The sequence below is a fragment of the Mycolicibacterium chlorophenolicum genome, from assembly GCF_001044235.1.
In the GTDB taxonomy this organism is placed as follows: domain Bacteria; phylum Actinomycetota; class Actinomycetes; order Mycobacteriales; family Mycobacteriaceae; genus Mycobacterium; species Mycobacterium chlorophenolicum.
This window is the reverse complement of sequence record NZ_JYNL01000071.1, coordinates 14,730-29,079: the sequence shown is the minus strand read 5'-3', so window position 1 is coordinate 29,079 and position 14,350 is coordinate 14,730. Positions and strand designations below refer to the sequence as shown.

The window sequence follows — 14,350 nt, the reverse complement described above, 5'->3', positions numbered from 1 at the left end:
TGGATCTTGTCCTCGAGGCTCCGTGGTCCTTGAGTCATGTCACAGACCTCCCAACAGCATGGCTAGACCCCAGATCGGGTGACCGTCGCGGAAATTAGCATAGCTTGCATGCTCAAGCAAGCACAGCGATCTATCTCTCGATTTGGTCTCGCGCAGCATGGATTCCACGACGCGCCAGCACACGCTGGTGGCTTCTTCGACGGCTTTGTCAGGGTTGCGCGCGCTGCGCCTGGTATAGCTGCCCACCCAGAGGGAGTGCGCTCGAGTTGCAGCGTCCACACGTCGGTCCGGCGACGGGCTGACCGCCCACGAATTGTCCACAGCGCGTGCGGCTGACGACACCAACTGCTTGTCCGCGCACGCAACTACCTGTAGTTTGCACATCAGGACGCGATGCTGTGGTCGTCGACACAGAGTTCCCTACAGCGTGAGGAGGCGGCGTGCGGTTCGGGAGATGGCGCCACGCACCCCAACGCGAGTCCCTTCAGCAGGCGAGAAGAGGACCGCACACGGCGTGCAACCCTTGACTTACGAGCCGACGAAACGCACAGACGCCCTTCGTATAACGGATCGCGTGAGCGCGCACTCATCCCTCACATCGATTGGCCGGTTCTGTGTGCGTATCGCAACAGTTGCCTTATACGCAGATAGGCGCTGCTGCTCATGACCGCTAAGTGACCGCTGAACGAAAGGGCGAGTGATGGCGCAGGACGGGATGACGTGGGCTGAGACGTTGCAGTACTCCGCGGAACAGAAGCTGCTCGCCAAACAGCTTTACCTCGTTTTTTCGCGACCGGTCAACAGCTTCGACCGTGTGATGGAAGTGGTCGACGAGCATCTTGACTATCAACGCGAACTCGAAAGCCGGGGCATCATGTTCGCGGCGGGGCCGCTTGCGACCACTGACGAGCAGCACTGGAATGGTGAGGGGCTATTCGTCTATCGCGCGGAAAGCCTCGCCGCCGCGAAGGCCATCGCCGACGCCGACCCGATGCATCGCAAGAACGCTCGACAGTACGAAATCCGAACGTGGCTGCTGAACGAGGGCAACCTCGGCATCGACGTTCTTCTCTCACACAGCGCCATTCACATCAAGTAGGCCGATCGCTGACAAGCAACGGGCCACTTGAAACCGTGCGTCTTTGCCACTGCGCAAAGACAACACCACCGAAGAAAGAGACAGCTATGGCCGCAAACTTCATAGTGCGCCAAGCCGCCGCAGCCAACTACCAGGATCCGGGACCACTCGCACCTGGCAGCCGCGCATACACCCGGTTCAGCGCGATCAACTACGAGACGGGGTCTGTGCACTCCGATTTCGGAGTCTCGCGCCTTGATCCCGGCGGGGCCATTCCGGCACACGTCCATTCGTTCGAGGAGACCTTCTACCTGATGGACGGCGAGGTTATGCTGGTCACCCCGGAAGCCACGGTCCGACTGCGCCCCGGCGACTACGGCGTGATACCAGTCGGAGTGCCGCACTCATGGCACGCGGCGGCCAGCACGACCGCCGTCTGGGCCGACCACTTCACCCCGCCACCCCGGACCAAGTACGGCCACGACACATACCCCGTCACCGAACTGCCTCGCGCGCAACCCATTGCGATCGACCCCCGTGACCCGAGAACACGGTCATACGGATCGATCACCGCTGTGCAGTTGGATCCCTCCAAGCAATCCCAGGAACTGCTCGCCCGCTCGGCGAGCATGCGCACCGCACTGCTCGTCTACAGCGGGATCTCACTGAAGATGATGGTCGATGCCGACCTTGGCGCCGTGGCCTCCACCATGTTCATGGTCCAATACGAACCCGACGGTAGGGCCGGTCCACATGACCACCCTTTCGAAGAGTGCTATCTCATCGTCGAGGGCGAAGTCGACGCGACATTTGACGGCCAATCATTTCGCCTCGGGCCTGGAGACTTCGCCTGGGCCGGAGTCGGATGCGTCCATTCATTCACCGCAACCGGAGCTCCGGTGCGCTGGCTGGAGACGCAAGCGCCCCAAATGCCGGCCCGCCACGCCTACCGTTTCGCCCGCGACTGGGACTACCTGTCCCAGAAGCTAACGCCCTCCGGTTGACCCGAGGCACCCACGACCCGGCCCCAAACCCAAACCCAACACAGGAGCAACTATGGCCAAAACCATCCTCGTCGTCGGCGGCACGTCCGGCATCGGCGGCGCGCTCGCACGAGATATCGTGGCTAAGGGTAACCGGGTAATTGTCACTAGTCGTGACCAAGCCCGTGCCGCCGAGGTCGCCGCCACAATCGGCGACGAAGCCCAGGGCATCGCGCTCGACATCTCCGAACCCGAGACCATTGCTACTGCTCTTGCCGGGGTCGGCCGCCTCGACGGTCTTGTGCTCGGTGCGATCGAACGCGACAACAACAATGTGCGCGACTACGACATCGCCCAGGCCAGGCGATTGACCATCCTCAAACTCGTCGGCTATACGGAAACGGTCCACGTCTTGCTCGACAGATTGCAACCGACCGTCGACACCGGAATTGTGCTGTTCGGGGGAAGGGCCAAAGACCTCCCATACCCTGGCTCCACCACGGTGTCGACCATCAATGGCGGTGTAATGGGGCTTGTCAACACACTCGCGCTCGAGCTCGCGCCGATCCGCGTCAACGCACTGCACCCGGGAGTGATCGGAGACAGCGAGTTCTGGGCCGAAAAGACGGCAGCCATCGAGAAGTACGCATCGCGAACGCCGGGCGGCAAACTCGCAACAGTGGCCGATGTCGTCGATGCCACACAGTTCCTGCTATCCAACCGTGGGATGTCCGGACATAACCTGAACGTCGACCGCGCCTGGACGGTCACCTAGGCATCTGCCATCCTCCTGAGTGCGGGCGGGCGCCGGATGGCCATGTCGACAGCTCGATTACCATGGGGGTGGTCGTCGAAGAACGAAGACAGAAACCAAAGCCATCACGCCGAACGTGACGCGGTGAGGCTTGAGATGAGTGCATATTGCTTGCGCGAGCAAGCTATTGTAGCCTTGGTTCTCACTATGTGCTCTCCGAACAGAACTGAAGGCGTCGGGGCAGATGAAAGACCTTCCACGCGCCGCGAACTCCGATACTGAGTGATCGGAAGCGTCGGATGAGGGGGACCGGTATAGAGGCACACGGGCAGCCCAGACTCCGTGTTCGTGCTGCGGTATCAGCTAGCTGTCTGTTGTGTTGTAACCCAGGCAAGTTGACCATGATCCCACGCAGCCGAGGGGCGAGAGAATGAGGCGATTGATGCTACTTGCACAGGAGCTGCCGGGTCACCTCACCGAACACTGGGATTGGCAGATGCGTGGACTGTGCCGAGGTAGGGACGTATCCATGTTCTATCCGCCAGACGGTGAACGTGGTCAACGGCGTGCACTGCGCGAAAACCATGCGAAACGACTGTGTCAAAGGTGTCCAGTAATCGCGCAGTGTCGTGACCATGCGCTGACGGTTGGTGAACCCTACGGCATTTGGGGCGGAATGACAGAAAGTGAGCGCCGAGCTCTGCTGCGAAGTGAGAGCAGTTCGCGTCGGGGCCTGCCCACCCTCAGTGCAGCGGAATAGCAGTCGATGAACTCGAACCGCGGTCCTTGCTCAGCGGGCGGTGGAGGTCACCAGCCAGTAAGACTTGGATCCCGTCTTCTATAGGCGGCTGGCACTAACGGGATCGCGCAGACTGAAACCACATTCGATACTCGCGAGTCGACCACCGAATCCAGTTCCCATGAGCTACCTGCGATACAACTAATCTCGTGCTTCAGCGAATATGTCTACGGTTGAGAACAGTCGGCTGTGTCGGATGATGTTTCGGGGTTGTCTTGGGCCGGGCATTCGACATCCTGCCCCGCGGTTGGGAATCTTCGGGATTCGACACCCTGACGTCGTTACCTGCTGACAGTTGTCAACCGCATCCATAGATGGAAGGGATTCAATCGTGCTACTGGACGGCATCAACCACATAGCCTGGATCTCAGGAGATATCGAGCGCCTCAAGGCCTTCTACGCCGAGGTTTTTGAAGCGCAAGTCGGACCGACCCGACCACATGGCGATGAACCCGGCGAAACGATGACCGTCATTCGGATTGGACCACATACTGAACTGAACATCGTGACGATCGAAGGCAACTCCGAACCAGAGCGTCAGACACCGATGTGGGGCCGTGGACGCATCGACCACTTCGGCTTGCACGCAGCTTCAGGTGCCGCGTTCGCCACAATCCGTGAGCGTTTGATTCGAGTCGGGGCCAGCGATGGAACCGTCAACGATTTTGGTGCCGTCTATAGCCTATTCTTTCGCGACCCAGACGGCCTCGAGGGTGAGGTACTCAGTGCGAAGGAATAAATCGGGCCTCGCCCAACGACGCAGACAGTCATGAACGCGGGTCATCATGGCGCGCGGGAGCCAATCGACTTCAGTGAGAGCACCTGACCGTGGGAAGGCGGTTTCCACGCAGGCCTATTCGCAGGGACCCGAGCTCTGAGAATTTAGCGTTCACGTTTGGTCGAGCGGATTGTCATAGCCGTCGTTGACGCGTGCACCAACGCGGTTTCCCGCCGCCGTTTGAGAGACGCCATACCGGGAAAATCTACGATGTCTGAACGGCCCGGTGCTGACTTCTTGACCTGGTGCCGCCACACGGCTGGCTTGTGAATCTGGTGTCGGCGGGCCGCTCGGACACGGGTGAGGCGATGGTGAACAACGAGCGTCTATTCCTGTCGGCGCCGCGGGCCTGCACAGAGCCAGTGGCCGATGCCCGGTGTCTGGCCAACTTGGATACGTACCACCACCCGGTTGGTTCCTATGGAGGCATGCCGGCACCGGGCAGCCCTGACCAATGCCAGCTTCGTTGCCGCCCGCCCGGGAGTGCGTNGATCTGGCACTCGCGGTAGTAGTCGACGCTCACAAGCGCAGCCACACTCTAGTAGCAGTGAATCCGCTGGGGCGCAAGCTCGCTCAGCTGACAGTCGCGACCACCAGCGAGGGTCACAGCGACGCACTGCGCTGGGCGCGACTTCGGTTCGGCCGCGACGTGGTCTGGGGAGTAGAGGACTGCCGCACGCTCACCGCGCGCCTAGAGCGAGACCTGCTCGCCGCGGGCCAGAAGGTGATCCGGGTGCCCCCTCATCTGATGAGCCGCTCGCGCGCCTCCTCACGTGAACTAGGCAAGTCCGACCCCATCGACGCCCTCGCAGCGGCGCGGGCGGTGCTGCGCGAACCAGACCTTCCGGTGGCCTGCCACGACGCGTGCTCGATGGAACTTCGGCTGCTCGTGGACCGCCGCGAGGACCTCGTGCAGCACCGCGTCGCCCTCATCAGCCGCATGCTCGAGCGCATCCACCAGCTCGATCCAGCCTGGGCGGAGCCTCGTAATTGGGAAAACAGGAAACCCCGCGAGGAACTGGGGGCCTGGCTAGCCACCCAACACGGGCTGCTCGCCGAACTCGCCCGCGACGAATTCGCTGAAATCGTCCGGCTCATCGACGCCGCGCAAGCACTCGAGGGCCGCATCGCAGGGCGGGTCCGCGAGGCGGCACCCGCATTGCTGGGCATCCAGGGCTGCGGGAATCTGACTGCCGCCAAGATCGTGGCCGAGGTCGCCGGGATCGACCGATTCAAGAGCGAGGCCGCCTTCGCCCGCCACACCGGGGTCGCGCCCATCCCGCACTGGTCGGGGGAGACCACCCGCCCGCTGCGGCCCATCCGGCACGGCAACCGCCAACTCAACGTTGCGCTGCACCGCATCGCCACGGTCCAGATCACCCACCCCGGCCCGGGGCGGGACTATTTTCAGCGGCGGATCGACGAGGGCGACAGCCGCCAACGGGCGCTGCGCTCACTCAAGCGCCGCCTCGCGCGGGTGGTCTACACGCGGATGAAGGCCGACAACCGCGACCGCGGCCACGGCTCGCACTTCCCGACCCTGCCACGGGTGATGATGCTGCCTTTGGCCGACCTGGACCCCGCCGGACAGCCGCCCCCTGGGCGTGCCCGTGTCGGACGGTCACGGGCGCTGGACTCCTACCAGGCGGCGCTGGCCCGCCGGATGCGCAGCTACGGCGAGAAGCCCGCCTACATCGCCGCCCAGCTGGGCGTCTCAGTCTCCACCGTCAAGCGAGCACTAGCCCGTGACAAAGATGGCTGACTCGCACGTCGAATAGGTCTGCGATACAACTCATCTCACATCTAGTCACCGGAATTCCGGCGGCGTGATTTCGGTAACGCGCGACATCATCCAGTACCGGATAGGACGGCTCGTCGAAACCCCAAGCGAGTCCTCCGGCAGAGGGCAGAGCCAAATGGTATTGGCAGACAGGAACTCTCAGTAGCACCGATCCGAAGCCGGTGCAGGCCATCGGAGAACGGAACTGCCAGATCCGCTGGGAATCCCCTGACGCCTTGACATCCGACCTATGCCGCTATCTCTCGGACTGTGTGCCCTTGCGGGGCGCGGCGCGTTTTCCTTCTGTACCAGGTTGAAGCTGGACTCGGTAGGTTTCGGCGGCCGTCGACGCCACGGCGAGGGCCTCGGTGAGCGCTTGCACGCGATCGTCGGCGTTGCGCTGGGCCTGGGCGAGTTGCTGGGCGTGTGCCTCGCGTAACGCGTCTCGTTCCGACCGGGCTTCGTCGCGGTGGCGCTCAAGGTCACGAGTCAGAGCGGTCACGGCCGTCCGGTCGACCTCTGCTGCCCTTCGTGCAGCCTCAGCCTCAGCTTGAGTCGTCGCCAATTCCACCCGGACAGCCGCGGTTTCGGCGATCGCACGCTGGGTGGACTCGCGAGCCGCCTCGATCTCGGCTTGAAGCCGTTCGCGCATCTCATCGGACTCACGCCGGACCTGATCGAGCTGACGGCGCAGCTCGGCGGCGCCCTGGCGCTCGCGCGTAGCTGCGTCGTCGGCGGCCCGCTGAGCCGCCACCGCTGCCGCGGCCTCCACGCGGGCAGCTGCGGCCTCGTGCTGTGCCTGCTCGACTTCGGTATCACGTGCAGCCAGGCGATCGTGATACTCGGTCGACGCATCGGCCAACTGCTGCTGGGCACGAGCTACCACGGCGTCGGCATCGGCCCGCGCGGCGGCGATCTCACCCTCGGCCTGCTCGCGGACCCGCGCTGTCTCCGCGGCAGCGTCCTCGGCGAGCTGGTCGGCCTCTTCACGGTCACGCTCGGCCTGTTGGGCTCGTTCCTCGGCGAGCCGGGCGGCGCGCTCCGCGGCCGCGGCCCGACGCTCGGCCTCGGTGATCTTGGTGAGCGCATCGCGGTGGGCGTCTTCGACCTCGGCGCCGGCGGCTTCGAGATCGCCGGCGGTGCGGATCTCGGACACGACGTCGTCGAAATATTGGCGCAGCTCGGCCACCCGGCCGGGGAACTCGGACAGGCGTTGGTCGAGCGTCGCCCGTGCCATCGACACCGGCGCCGACAACGTCGCGTCCTCCTGGAGAACAACCCCGCCCCGCTGTGCCCGGCGTGCCTTGAAAGCCGTGGCGCGGTTGTGCACCGGTCCACCGTCGGCGTCGGCCTGCTCGCAGTACCGCGACGGCCTGCCGGTCGCGGGATCAGGACGCCGCGCCCGCGTGCACCCGGGATAGCTGCAATGGTCTCGCGGGGCGCCGGCCGGGTCCTCGGCGGTATCACTCATACCCGCATCGTACCAGTTTCGTTAACAATTTCATCGTAACAAAACAAAACAAAACAAAACAACGAAACGAAACTGGCTCCAGACCGCTGGGGCTGTATCAAGCGGCGGCCGGCGATGGTCGGGCCCCCCCGCCGGAAGCCCCCGGTGCCCGCCGGGGGCCGATAGCCCCGTCGACGACGGACGGGCCGCGGCGAATGGCAACAAGAGAGCTGCTGGCGCGCACGAGCCGGACCCCCTGACCGGAGGGAGAGGTTGATGCGTCACGGTGGGGCGAGAAGCCGGGGCGTTGCTGGCTCTCTGGCCCATCGGGGGGTATGGGTGTGACGCGCGGTGGCCCCGATACGGGGGCGAACACCACAGAAGGGGGCGGCAGATGAACTGCTGGAAGCTTTGGTTGGTCGACAAGGAAGACCGGGCATGGCCACAACGGAATTCGTCCGCCGACACCCCTGGCCGGGGGACCGACATCGAATAAGGCGAATCCGCGAGAACTGTTCGCGGCCAGTGGTCCCGCCCGGGGATCGAGCCCACGCGAAGAGTGATGAAACGCGATTGGGGCGTGGCTGAAGGCGGGGGGACGGGGGAGGTGTCAGGCGGTAAGAGTGGATGTCATCGCCGCGGCGATAATCTTCATATCGCGAGTCGCGATAGTCAGATTCCGGCGCAGCGCCTGCGCGACGATGACGCGGTCGAACGGGTCCTTATGTTCCCACGGAAGCCGGCCCGCCAGGATCGTGTCGGGCGATTCGATAGGCAGCTCAGAGGTGCTCATGTCGGCCACGATGTCCGCCCACGCCGACAACAACGCTTCGCCATCGAGACGTCCGAGGCGAGTCTTGATCGAGATCTCCCAGGCCGACGCGGCCGAGACCCACAGATTCGTCTCGGCGCTGCAGAGGGCCGTGAGTGCTGACGGGGCCACCTGAGAGGGATCACTGACGAGCCACAGCAGTGTGTGGGTATCGAGAAGGACATTCACGTTTTCTCGGCTTCCCACGCCGCGAGTTCATCGTCGGGCAGAGGGTCGTCAAAACCGCTGGGCACCAACAGCCTCGGCAACTGACCGAACCGTCGCGGTACCGTGACGATCGGTATCAGCTGCGCCACAGGTTCGCCGTGGCTGGTGATGATGAACGAGCTGCCGGCCTTGACGTCCGCCAGGAGGCGGTTGAGCTGGTTCTTGGCCTCCGTGCTGCTGACTTTCTCAACTGACATGACGGAACCGTACCCCGATAATGCAAAATCGCGCTAGTCCCGCTAGCGCGACTAGCTAACTCTTAGCTACCCTGCACACCCCGGGAATCGACTGGTTGATTCGAGTATTCAGTTCTCGGAGAGAGGAAGCGGTAGAGGGGATTTTTATCAGTTGCTGAACGGGTCTCTGTGCCGGCGCCATCGACGTAACGTTGCGAGGTGACCATGGATTCGTGCCCGAGAAGCTTCATCAGGGTATAGACGCTGACGTGCGCATTGGCCAGTTCGGTGGCGAAGGTATGCCGTAGACCGTGGACCAAGGCGCCGGCCGGTCGTTCGCTATTGATGCCAGCCCTCTTGAAGGCACGCAGAATCCGATACTGCAACGTTCCGCGGGTGATCCGCTCTCCGTCGACCCCGACGAACAGAGGGGCGTTAGAAGAGAATCGGCTCAGCGTGTCTGAGTCAGGCACTCGCCTCCTTGCCGGGGGGAAACGAACGACACGGCTTTCGAGATACTGCTCGATCACATCGAGAAGCTCTTTGCCGAAAGGTATTCGGCGATCTTTGTTGCCCTTGCCACGAACGTGAAGCACCCCACCGCCGTCATCGGTTCGGCGCACATCACCGATATCAGCGCGAATGAGCTCCTCGGCCCTCGGACCCGCCAGCAAGGCCGTGAACACAATCGCGCGGTCGCGTTCAGGCCAGTCACTGTCGCGCGCGGATCCAGTGTCGGCATCAATCGCGGTGACGAGTCCTGTCACCGTATTGTCGCTATAGCTTTTCGGCAGCGATTTCGGCACTTTCGGGCGGCCGATGAGCGGCATGGGATTAGCGCCAAGGAGCTCCGCGGTGAACAGATAGGTGCACAGCGTGTTCCATGTCGACCAGCAGCGCCGAATCGAGGCCGCTGAATGTGTCCGGGCGTAGACAGCGAAAGCCGCACGCAGAGTGTCTTTGTCGAGCGCCGCAGCCTCGAGGTTCACGACATCTTCAGCTTGGCCGGCGACCAGTGTCGCGATTGCTTCGAAGTCTTGACGGTAGGCCTTGGTTGTGTGCGGCGACGGTTTGCGAATCACGCGGTCGTCCAGAAAGTCGGTGAACCAACCCGGATAGGCAACGACAGGTGACTCCGGTTGCGAGTCCGACCGAGGCACCTCCCGAGTATCGCAGCCGTCATGGATATCAGTGGTTATCCATGAAGCTCGCGTGTCGTCTGCAGGCCGAGCGGGGAAGTGCCCTTCAGCCGGGCTGGGTGTACAGGGAACGATCGCTTCAGCGGCTTCCGTCTAGCCGTTCGGCGCGAAGGGGGAGTAGCGGATCGTCTCAGGCTGGGTCACTTAGGTGTCAGGTATGCCCGGCGTCTTGGCGACAGTTTCCTGAATGCCTTTGATCGATCTGCTGATGGAATTTTGGGACTGATAAGCCTCGGCGAGGTTTTCCTGGGAGGAGACGGTGTCGGGGTGGTCGGGGCCCAGCAGTCGGGTGCGGTCTGCGAGGACACTCTTGAACAGATCGATGGCGTGCTGTGTTCTGTGCGCCGAGCGATGCACGGCGGCCAGGTTGTGTCGCGCGGTCAGTGTGTCAGGGTGCTCAGCGCCCAGCGCTCGGCTGGTATCGGCGACGACTGCTTCGATGAGTGCCCTTGCCTGTTCCAGCTTTCCGGCTTCGCGGTAGGCTCCGGCGAGGTTGTTACGACTGCGCAGAGTTCCTGGGTGGTCAGGGCCGAGTACGTTCGCACGATCGGCGGCGATCGATGCGAACAGCGGGATAGCCTCTTGCGCTTTCCCGGCCGCCATGTAGGCGCCAGCGAGATTGTTTCGGCTTCGTAGGGTAGCGGGATGAGTGCTGCCGAGAGTTCGTGTGCGGCCGGCGAGGACAGATTCGAAAAGGTTCGCGGCGTGGTCGAGGTGACCGGCAGATTGATGGGCGTAAGCAAGGTTGTTGACGGAGGCCAAGGTCCGGGGATGATTACTGCCCAGTAGCTGCTGGTGTTCCTCTGCGTTCGACTCGAACAGGGCAATCGCGACATCCAGCTGACCCGCTGATTCGTACGCGTAGGCGAGGGTGTTGCGGGCGGCGATGGTGTCCAGGTGGTGGGTGCCGAGTAGTCGTTCCGTATCCTTGACGACGCGCTGGCCGAGTTCTATTGCTCGGGTGGCATTTTCGGCCTCGAGCAGATGCCGTACCGCCCAATGGCGAGCGGCCAGCGCCCTCTTGATCAGCTCGCTCGGCACGACATCATCCGCACTCGGCAGCGCCGCACGAAGGATGATGACCCCCGGGCGTTGGCGACACGGTCAATCGAGCGCATCCGCGGCCAGGGAGAGGTTCTCCCGGATGGTCTCAATGAGGGGGTGATCAGAACCTAGCGCCCGCTGGGTGTCGGCGAGCGTCGCCAAGAACATGGGGACTGCTTTGGCCGGGGCTTTTGCCAGCCGGTAGGCGTTAGCGACGTTGTGCCGAGTGCGGAGGGTGTGTGGATGGGCGGGTCCCAGGACCTGGGTGCGGATACCGACAAGTGGTTCCAGTATCGCGATGGCCTGGTCCAACCGACCCGCCGCTTGATAAGCGACGGCCACGTTGTTGCGAGAGGTCAGGGTGTCGGGGTGTCTGTCGCCGAGGACCCGCTCGCGGGCAACGAGCAGTGTCTCGTTGGCGGTAATGGCCTCATCGAGACGACCAGCCGTTAAGTAGCCGAGCGCGAGGTTATTCCACGTTATGAGGGTGTCGGGATGATCACTGCCGAGCACGCGGATCCGATCAGCGAGGACATCTTCGTACAACGCGATGGCCTCAGCGACGCGGCCTGCGGATTCATAGACGTAGGCCAGGTTGTTTCGAGTGGCGAGGGTGTCGGGGTGGTCGAATCCGATTACTGACCGCTGGTCGGCGACGACCTTTTCGAACTCGGTCACTGCCGCATCGATCATGCCGGCGGATTCATGCGCGCTTGCGAGATTGTTACGGGATATAAGTGTGTCGGGATGGTTGGCACCGAGAAGCTGTGTTCGGTCGGCGATCACCGCCTCGTACATGGCGATCGCCTCGCTTAGTCGGCCGGCCGATTCGAGCGCATCAGCGAGGTTGTTGCGGGTTGTCAGGGTATCGGGATGATCGGCTCCGAGCACGCGGATACGCCCGGAAAGGACAGCCTCGTACATCGCGATCGCCTCGTCGGAGCGGCCCGCAGCCTCCAGGGCGTCAGCGAGGTTGTTACGGTATGCCAGCGTACTCGGATCGTCACCTCCCAAGACGCGCTGAGAGTCATCAACTACCGATTCGTGGAGTGCAATCGCGTCGTCCGCGCGCCCTGCTAATTCGTACGCCCGCGCGAGATCGCTTCGGGAACTGAGGCTTTGGGGATGATCGACACCTAGGAGTCGGGCAGTATCAGCAGCGACCCGCTCGCCAAGACTGATAGCGCTGGTCAGATCGACCGCACCGATCAGCTGGCGGACGGCCCATTGCCGCGCCGAAAGCGCACGCTGAGAAGCTGCGGTCACGACACGTCGTCTTCCTGCAGTGCCTCCCAGAGCGCTTCGGCGTGCGACACAAGCCACGAGCCCTCGTTCCTGCGGCTCCACGCCTCAGACGAGTCAAAGAGCTCAGGTTCGATCAAGTCCAAGACACCGGACGCAAGGGAAGAAAAGGTCCCATCTGCGCGATACCGTTCCCAGAGCACCCGCGCCATAAGTCGGTGCATGATCACCGCGTCACCGCTGAAAGACCAGGACAGCACCGAGCCGTCAACGCACTGGGCTAACGCATCGTCTATGGCTCCGGTTGAGGCGTGAGTGGAATCTGAGATGCCCCGCAGAAGAGCTCGGGGTACACCTTCGGGCGACAGGAGGGCAATGGTTCCGATGACGGTACTGCATATGCCGCCCGGGTCGGAGGACACCACCGCATCGACGTTCATCATCAAAGCGGCCGCGATCGAACGCGGGTAGCCGCCTCCTTCGCGGCGGGGCATGATCTCGACGACCGTCCGTTCTTGCAGCAATGCGAAGTAAGCACCGTAGTCGAGCCGTCGCGCCTTGATGGTCGCAGCGGCCGACGAAAGCGCGAGCGGGAGGTGGCCGAGTTCTTCGGCGATGCGCGACGCGCCCGCCTGGTCATCGAGCCCAGTTCGCTGAGTCAAGTAGCTGATTGACTCTTCCGGGGTGTATTCGCTCACGTCGATCGGCGTTCCAAGCTCGGTGAATGACCGGCTCGTACTGGTGATGACCACGCGGGTGCCAACTGGTGGAATGTACTTCTTCAATTCATCGGGATCGGTGGCGTTGTCGAAGACCAGCAAAGCGTCACCGACGCGTGTGCTCGCCAGGTGTTCGGTCAACCGCCGGGCTGATTCGGCTGAATCTCCTTTGGGGTCTGCGACATTGAGCCGTTCAGCGATTCGAGCTAGTCCGGTGACCATCTCGCCTACCGTTTCGGCGTTCACCCAGCCCACGACACCGCAGCCTTCGACGATTTTCGACCGGGCATAGGCGGCGGCAAGTTGCGTCTTCCCGACGCCACGCATACCGGTCAAGGCGCACACGACGGCGATCAGATTCCGATCCAGGGACTGCGACAGCCGAGTGAGTGTGTTCCTTGTGATGAATGCCGGTGGCAGTCCCGGAATCTCACCTACGACGACCTGATGTGACGTTGCTTGTCGCGAGGCTGGGGGATGGCGGGAACTGAGGTCAAGTTGGCCTCTCTCGACGTCCACCGCCCCGCCGTCGGGGGTCACCTCCGTGGGCGGGAGCGTCTTCCGCACAGCATCGACGAGGATGTTCCGTACAACAGTGACGACGGCGCTTGTGGGGTTGGTAGCAGAAAGAATTGTGCTGTGGTCTCCGGGGAGCGCCCGCGGCTCTGCGAAGGGTCCTCTGGCCGAGGCCACCGGCACAACGCCGTCTTCGAGGCCGTAGAAGACGTGGAACGGTATCCGGCAGAATCTATCTGAATCGTACGGCGCGTTCACTATCTGATTGAGCACCCGTGCTTGCGCTGCTTTGACTGGTTCGGAGTTTGGCCGCAATTGCAGCTCTTGCACGTTGCGTGAGCGCAAAATAGTCCGCCGCGTCGACATCATGAAGTCTGAACCATCGTTGGGGCAGGCCAGTAGGACCACAGCGCGTATGCGGCGTAAATCGTGTCCGCGCCCGTCGTCGAGCATGCGTGCAAGGAAGCGCTGTATGACAAGGCCGCCTTGGCTATGGCCGACCAGCACCAGCTCGTCGTGTTCGCGGCACTGGTGTTCCAAGAATGTGCGCAGCCAGTCTGCCAGCGCGTCCAGGTCTGGGCGGCGCCTCATGCGATTGACAACGACCTTCTTGGAGCTGTACTCGAACTTCGGGAACGCGTATCTCTCGCCGACGTCCGGCAGTTGTTGCAACTGAGTCAGCAGTGGTTGCCATACGTCTTGGGAGGAGAAGATGCCGTGTATGAAGACCGCGGCTGAGCCCACGAGCATCTCCTCCGACGAGACGGTGTCTGACGTGGATAACATGCTATCG

13 protein-coding genes and 1 pseudogene are annotated in these 14,350 nt (G+C 62.9%); 6 read left to right on the top strand and 8 right to left on the bottom strand.

Translation table 11 applies throughout. From position 1 onward, the window contains the following. Nucleotides 1-39: 39 nt before the first annotated feature. Entirely contained in the window at nt 40-246 is a 207-nt protein-coding gene (locus tag MCHLDSM_RS37960; protein ID WP_131722727.1) for a hypothetical protein, read from the bottom strand. Nucleotides 247-700: 454 nt separating this feature from the next. Here MCHLDSM_RS37960 and MCHLDSM_RS34410 point away from each other — a divergent pair, with 454 nt between their 5' ends. From MCHLDSM_RS34410 to MCHLDSM_RS34390, 6 genes and pseudogenes are all read left to right on the top strand, one after another. Continuing rightward, complete coding sequence (locus tag MCHLDSM_RS34410) at nt 701-1,099, top strand: YciI family protein (protein WP_048474281.1); 399 nt, start codon at nt 701-703, stop codon at nt 1,097-1,099. 206 nt (nt 1,100-1,305) lie between these two features. Beyond that, the gene (locus tag MCHLDSM_RS34405; RefSeq protein WP_201780420.1) at nt 1,306-2,082 is read left to right on the top strand and encodes a cupin domain-containing protein; all 777 of its coding nucleotides are present in this window, start codon (nt 1,306-1,308) and stop codon (nt 2,080-2,082) included. A gap of 52 nt (nt 2,083-2,134) precedes the next feature. Then, entirely contained in the window at nt 2,135-2,836 is a 702-nt protein-coding gene (locus MCHLDSM_RS34400) for an SDR family NAD(P)-dependent oxidoreductase (protein ID WP_048474249.1), read from the top strand. Between the two features lie 421 nt (nt 2,837-3,257). Further along, nucleotides 3,258-3,575, top strand: coding sequence for a WhiB family transcriptional regulator (locus MCHLDSM_RS36855; protein ID WP_082169226.1), 318 nt, complete (start codon nt 3,258-3,260; stop codon nt 3,573-3,575). A 370-nt stretch (nt 3,576-3,945) separates the two neighbouring features. Further along, nucleotides 3,946-4,353: a VOC family protein gene (locus tag MCHLDSM_RS34395; protein ID WP_048474248.1), complete on the top strand. Its 408-nt coding sequence runs from the start codon at nt 3,946-3,948 to the stop codon at nt 4,351-4,353. A 532-nt stretch (nt 4,354-4,885) separates the two neighbouring features. Next, a pseudogene (locus MCHLDSM_RS34390) lies at nt 4,886-5,908 on the top strand (IS110 family RNA-guided transposase); the annotation flags it as partial. Between the two features lie 520 nt (nt 5,909-6,428). On the opposite strand, the gene MCHLDSM_RS34385 reads toward MCHLDSM_RS34390, so the two are convergent. From MCHLDSM_RS34385 to MCHLDSM_RS35240, 7 genes are all read right to left on the bottom strand, one after another. Next, the gene (locus MCHLDSM_RS34385; RefSeq protein ID WP_109789019.1) at nt 6,429-7,643 is read right to left on the bottom strand and encodes a coiled-coil domain-containing protein; all 1,215 of its coding nucleotides are present in this window, start codon (nt 7,641-7,643) and stop codon (nt 6,429-6,431) included. A 589-nt stretch (nt 7,644-8,232) separates the two neighbouring features. Next, nucleotides 8,233-8,622 (bottom strand): type II toxin-antitoxin system VapC family toxin, encoded by a 390-nt coding sequence (locus MCHLDSM_RS34380; RefSeq protein ID WP_048474246.1) that lies wholly within the window; start codon nt 8,620-8,622, stop codon nt 8,233-8,235. After that, on the bottom strand, nt 8,619-8,858 hold the full coding sequence (locus MCHLDSM_RS34375; protein WP_048474245.1) for a type II toxin-antitoxin system Phd/YefM family antitoxin: 240 nt from the start codon (nt 8,856-8,858) through the stop codon (nt 8,619-8,621). Before MCHLDSM_RS34375 ends, MCHLDSM_RS34380 begins: the two co-directional genes overlap by 4 nt. A gap of 62 nt (nt 8,859-8,920) precedes the next feature. Then, on the bottom strand, nt 8,921-9,997 hold the full coding sequence (locus MCHLDSM_RS34370) for a tyrosine-type recombinase/integrase (RefSeq protein WP_048474244.1): 1,077 nt from the start codon (nt 9,995-9,997) through the stop codon (nt 8,921-8,923). Nucleotides 9,998-10,180: 183 nt separating this feature from the next. Then, nucleotides 10,181-11,077 (bottom strand): tetratricopeptide repeat protein, encoded by an 897-nt coding sequence (locus MCHLDSM_RS35250; RefSeq protein ID WP_053083171.1) that lies wholly within the window; start codon nt 11,075-11,077, stop codon nt 10,181-10,183. A 63-nt stretch (nt 11,078-11,140) separates the two neighbouring features. Further along, nucleotides 11,141-12,346 (bottom strand): tetratricopeptide repeat protein, encoded by a 1,206-nt coding sequence (locus MCHLDSM_RS35245; protein WP_053083170.1) that lies wholly within the window; start codon nt 12,344-12,346, stop codon nt 11,141-11,143. Beyond that, nucleotides 12,343-14,301 carry an alpha/beta fold hydrolase gene (locus MCHLDSM_RS35240; protein ID WP_158023749.1) on the bottom strand — a complete coding sequence of 653 codons (1,959 nt, stop codon included), beginning with the start codon at nt 14,299-14,301 and terminating at the stop codon, nt 12,343-12,345. The genes MCHLDSM_RS35245 and MCHLDSM_RS35240 overlap by 4 nt, the downstream gene beginning before the upstream one ends. Nucleotides 14,302-14,350 lie beyond the last annotated feature (49 nt).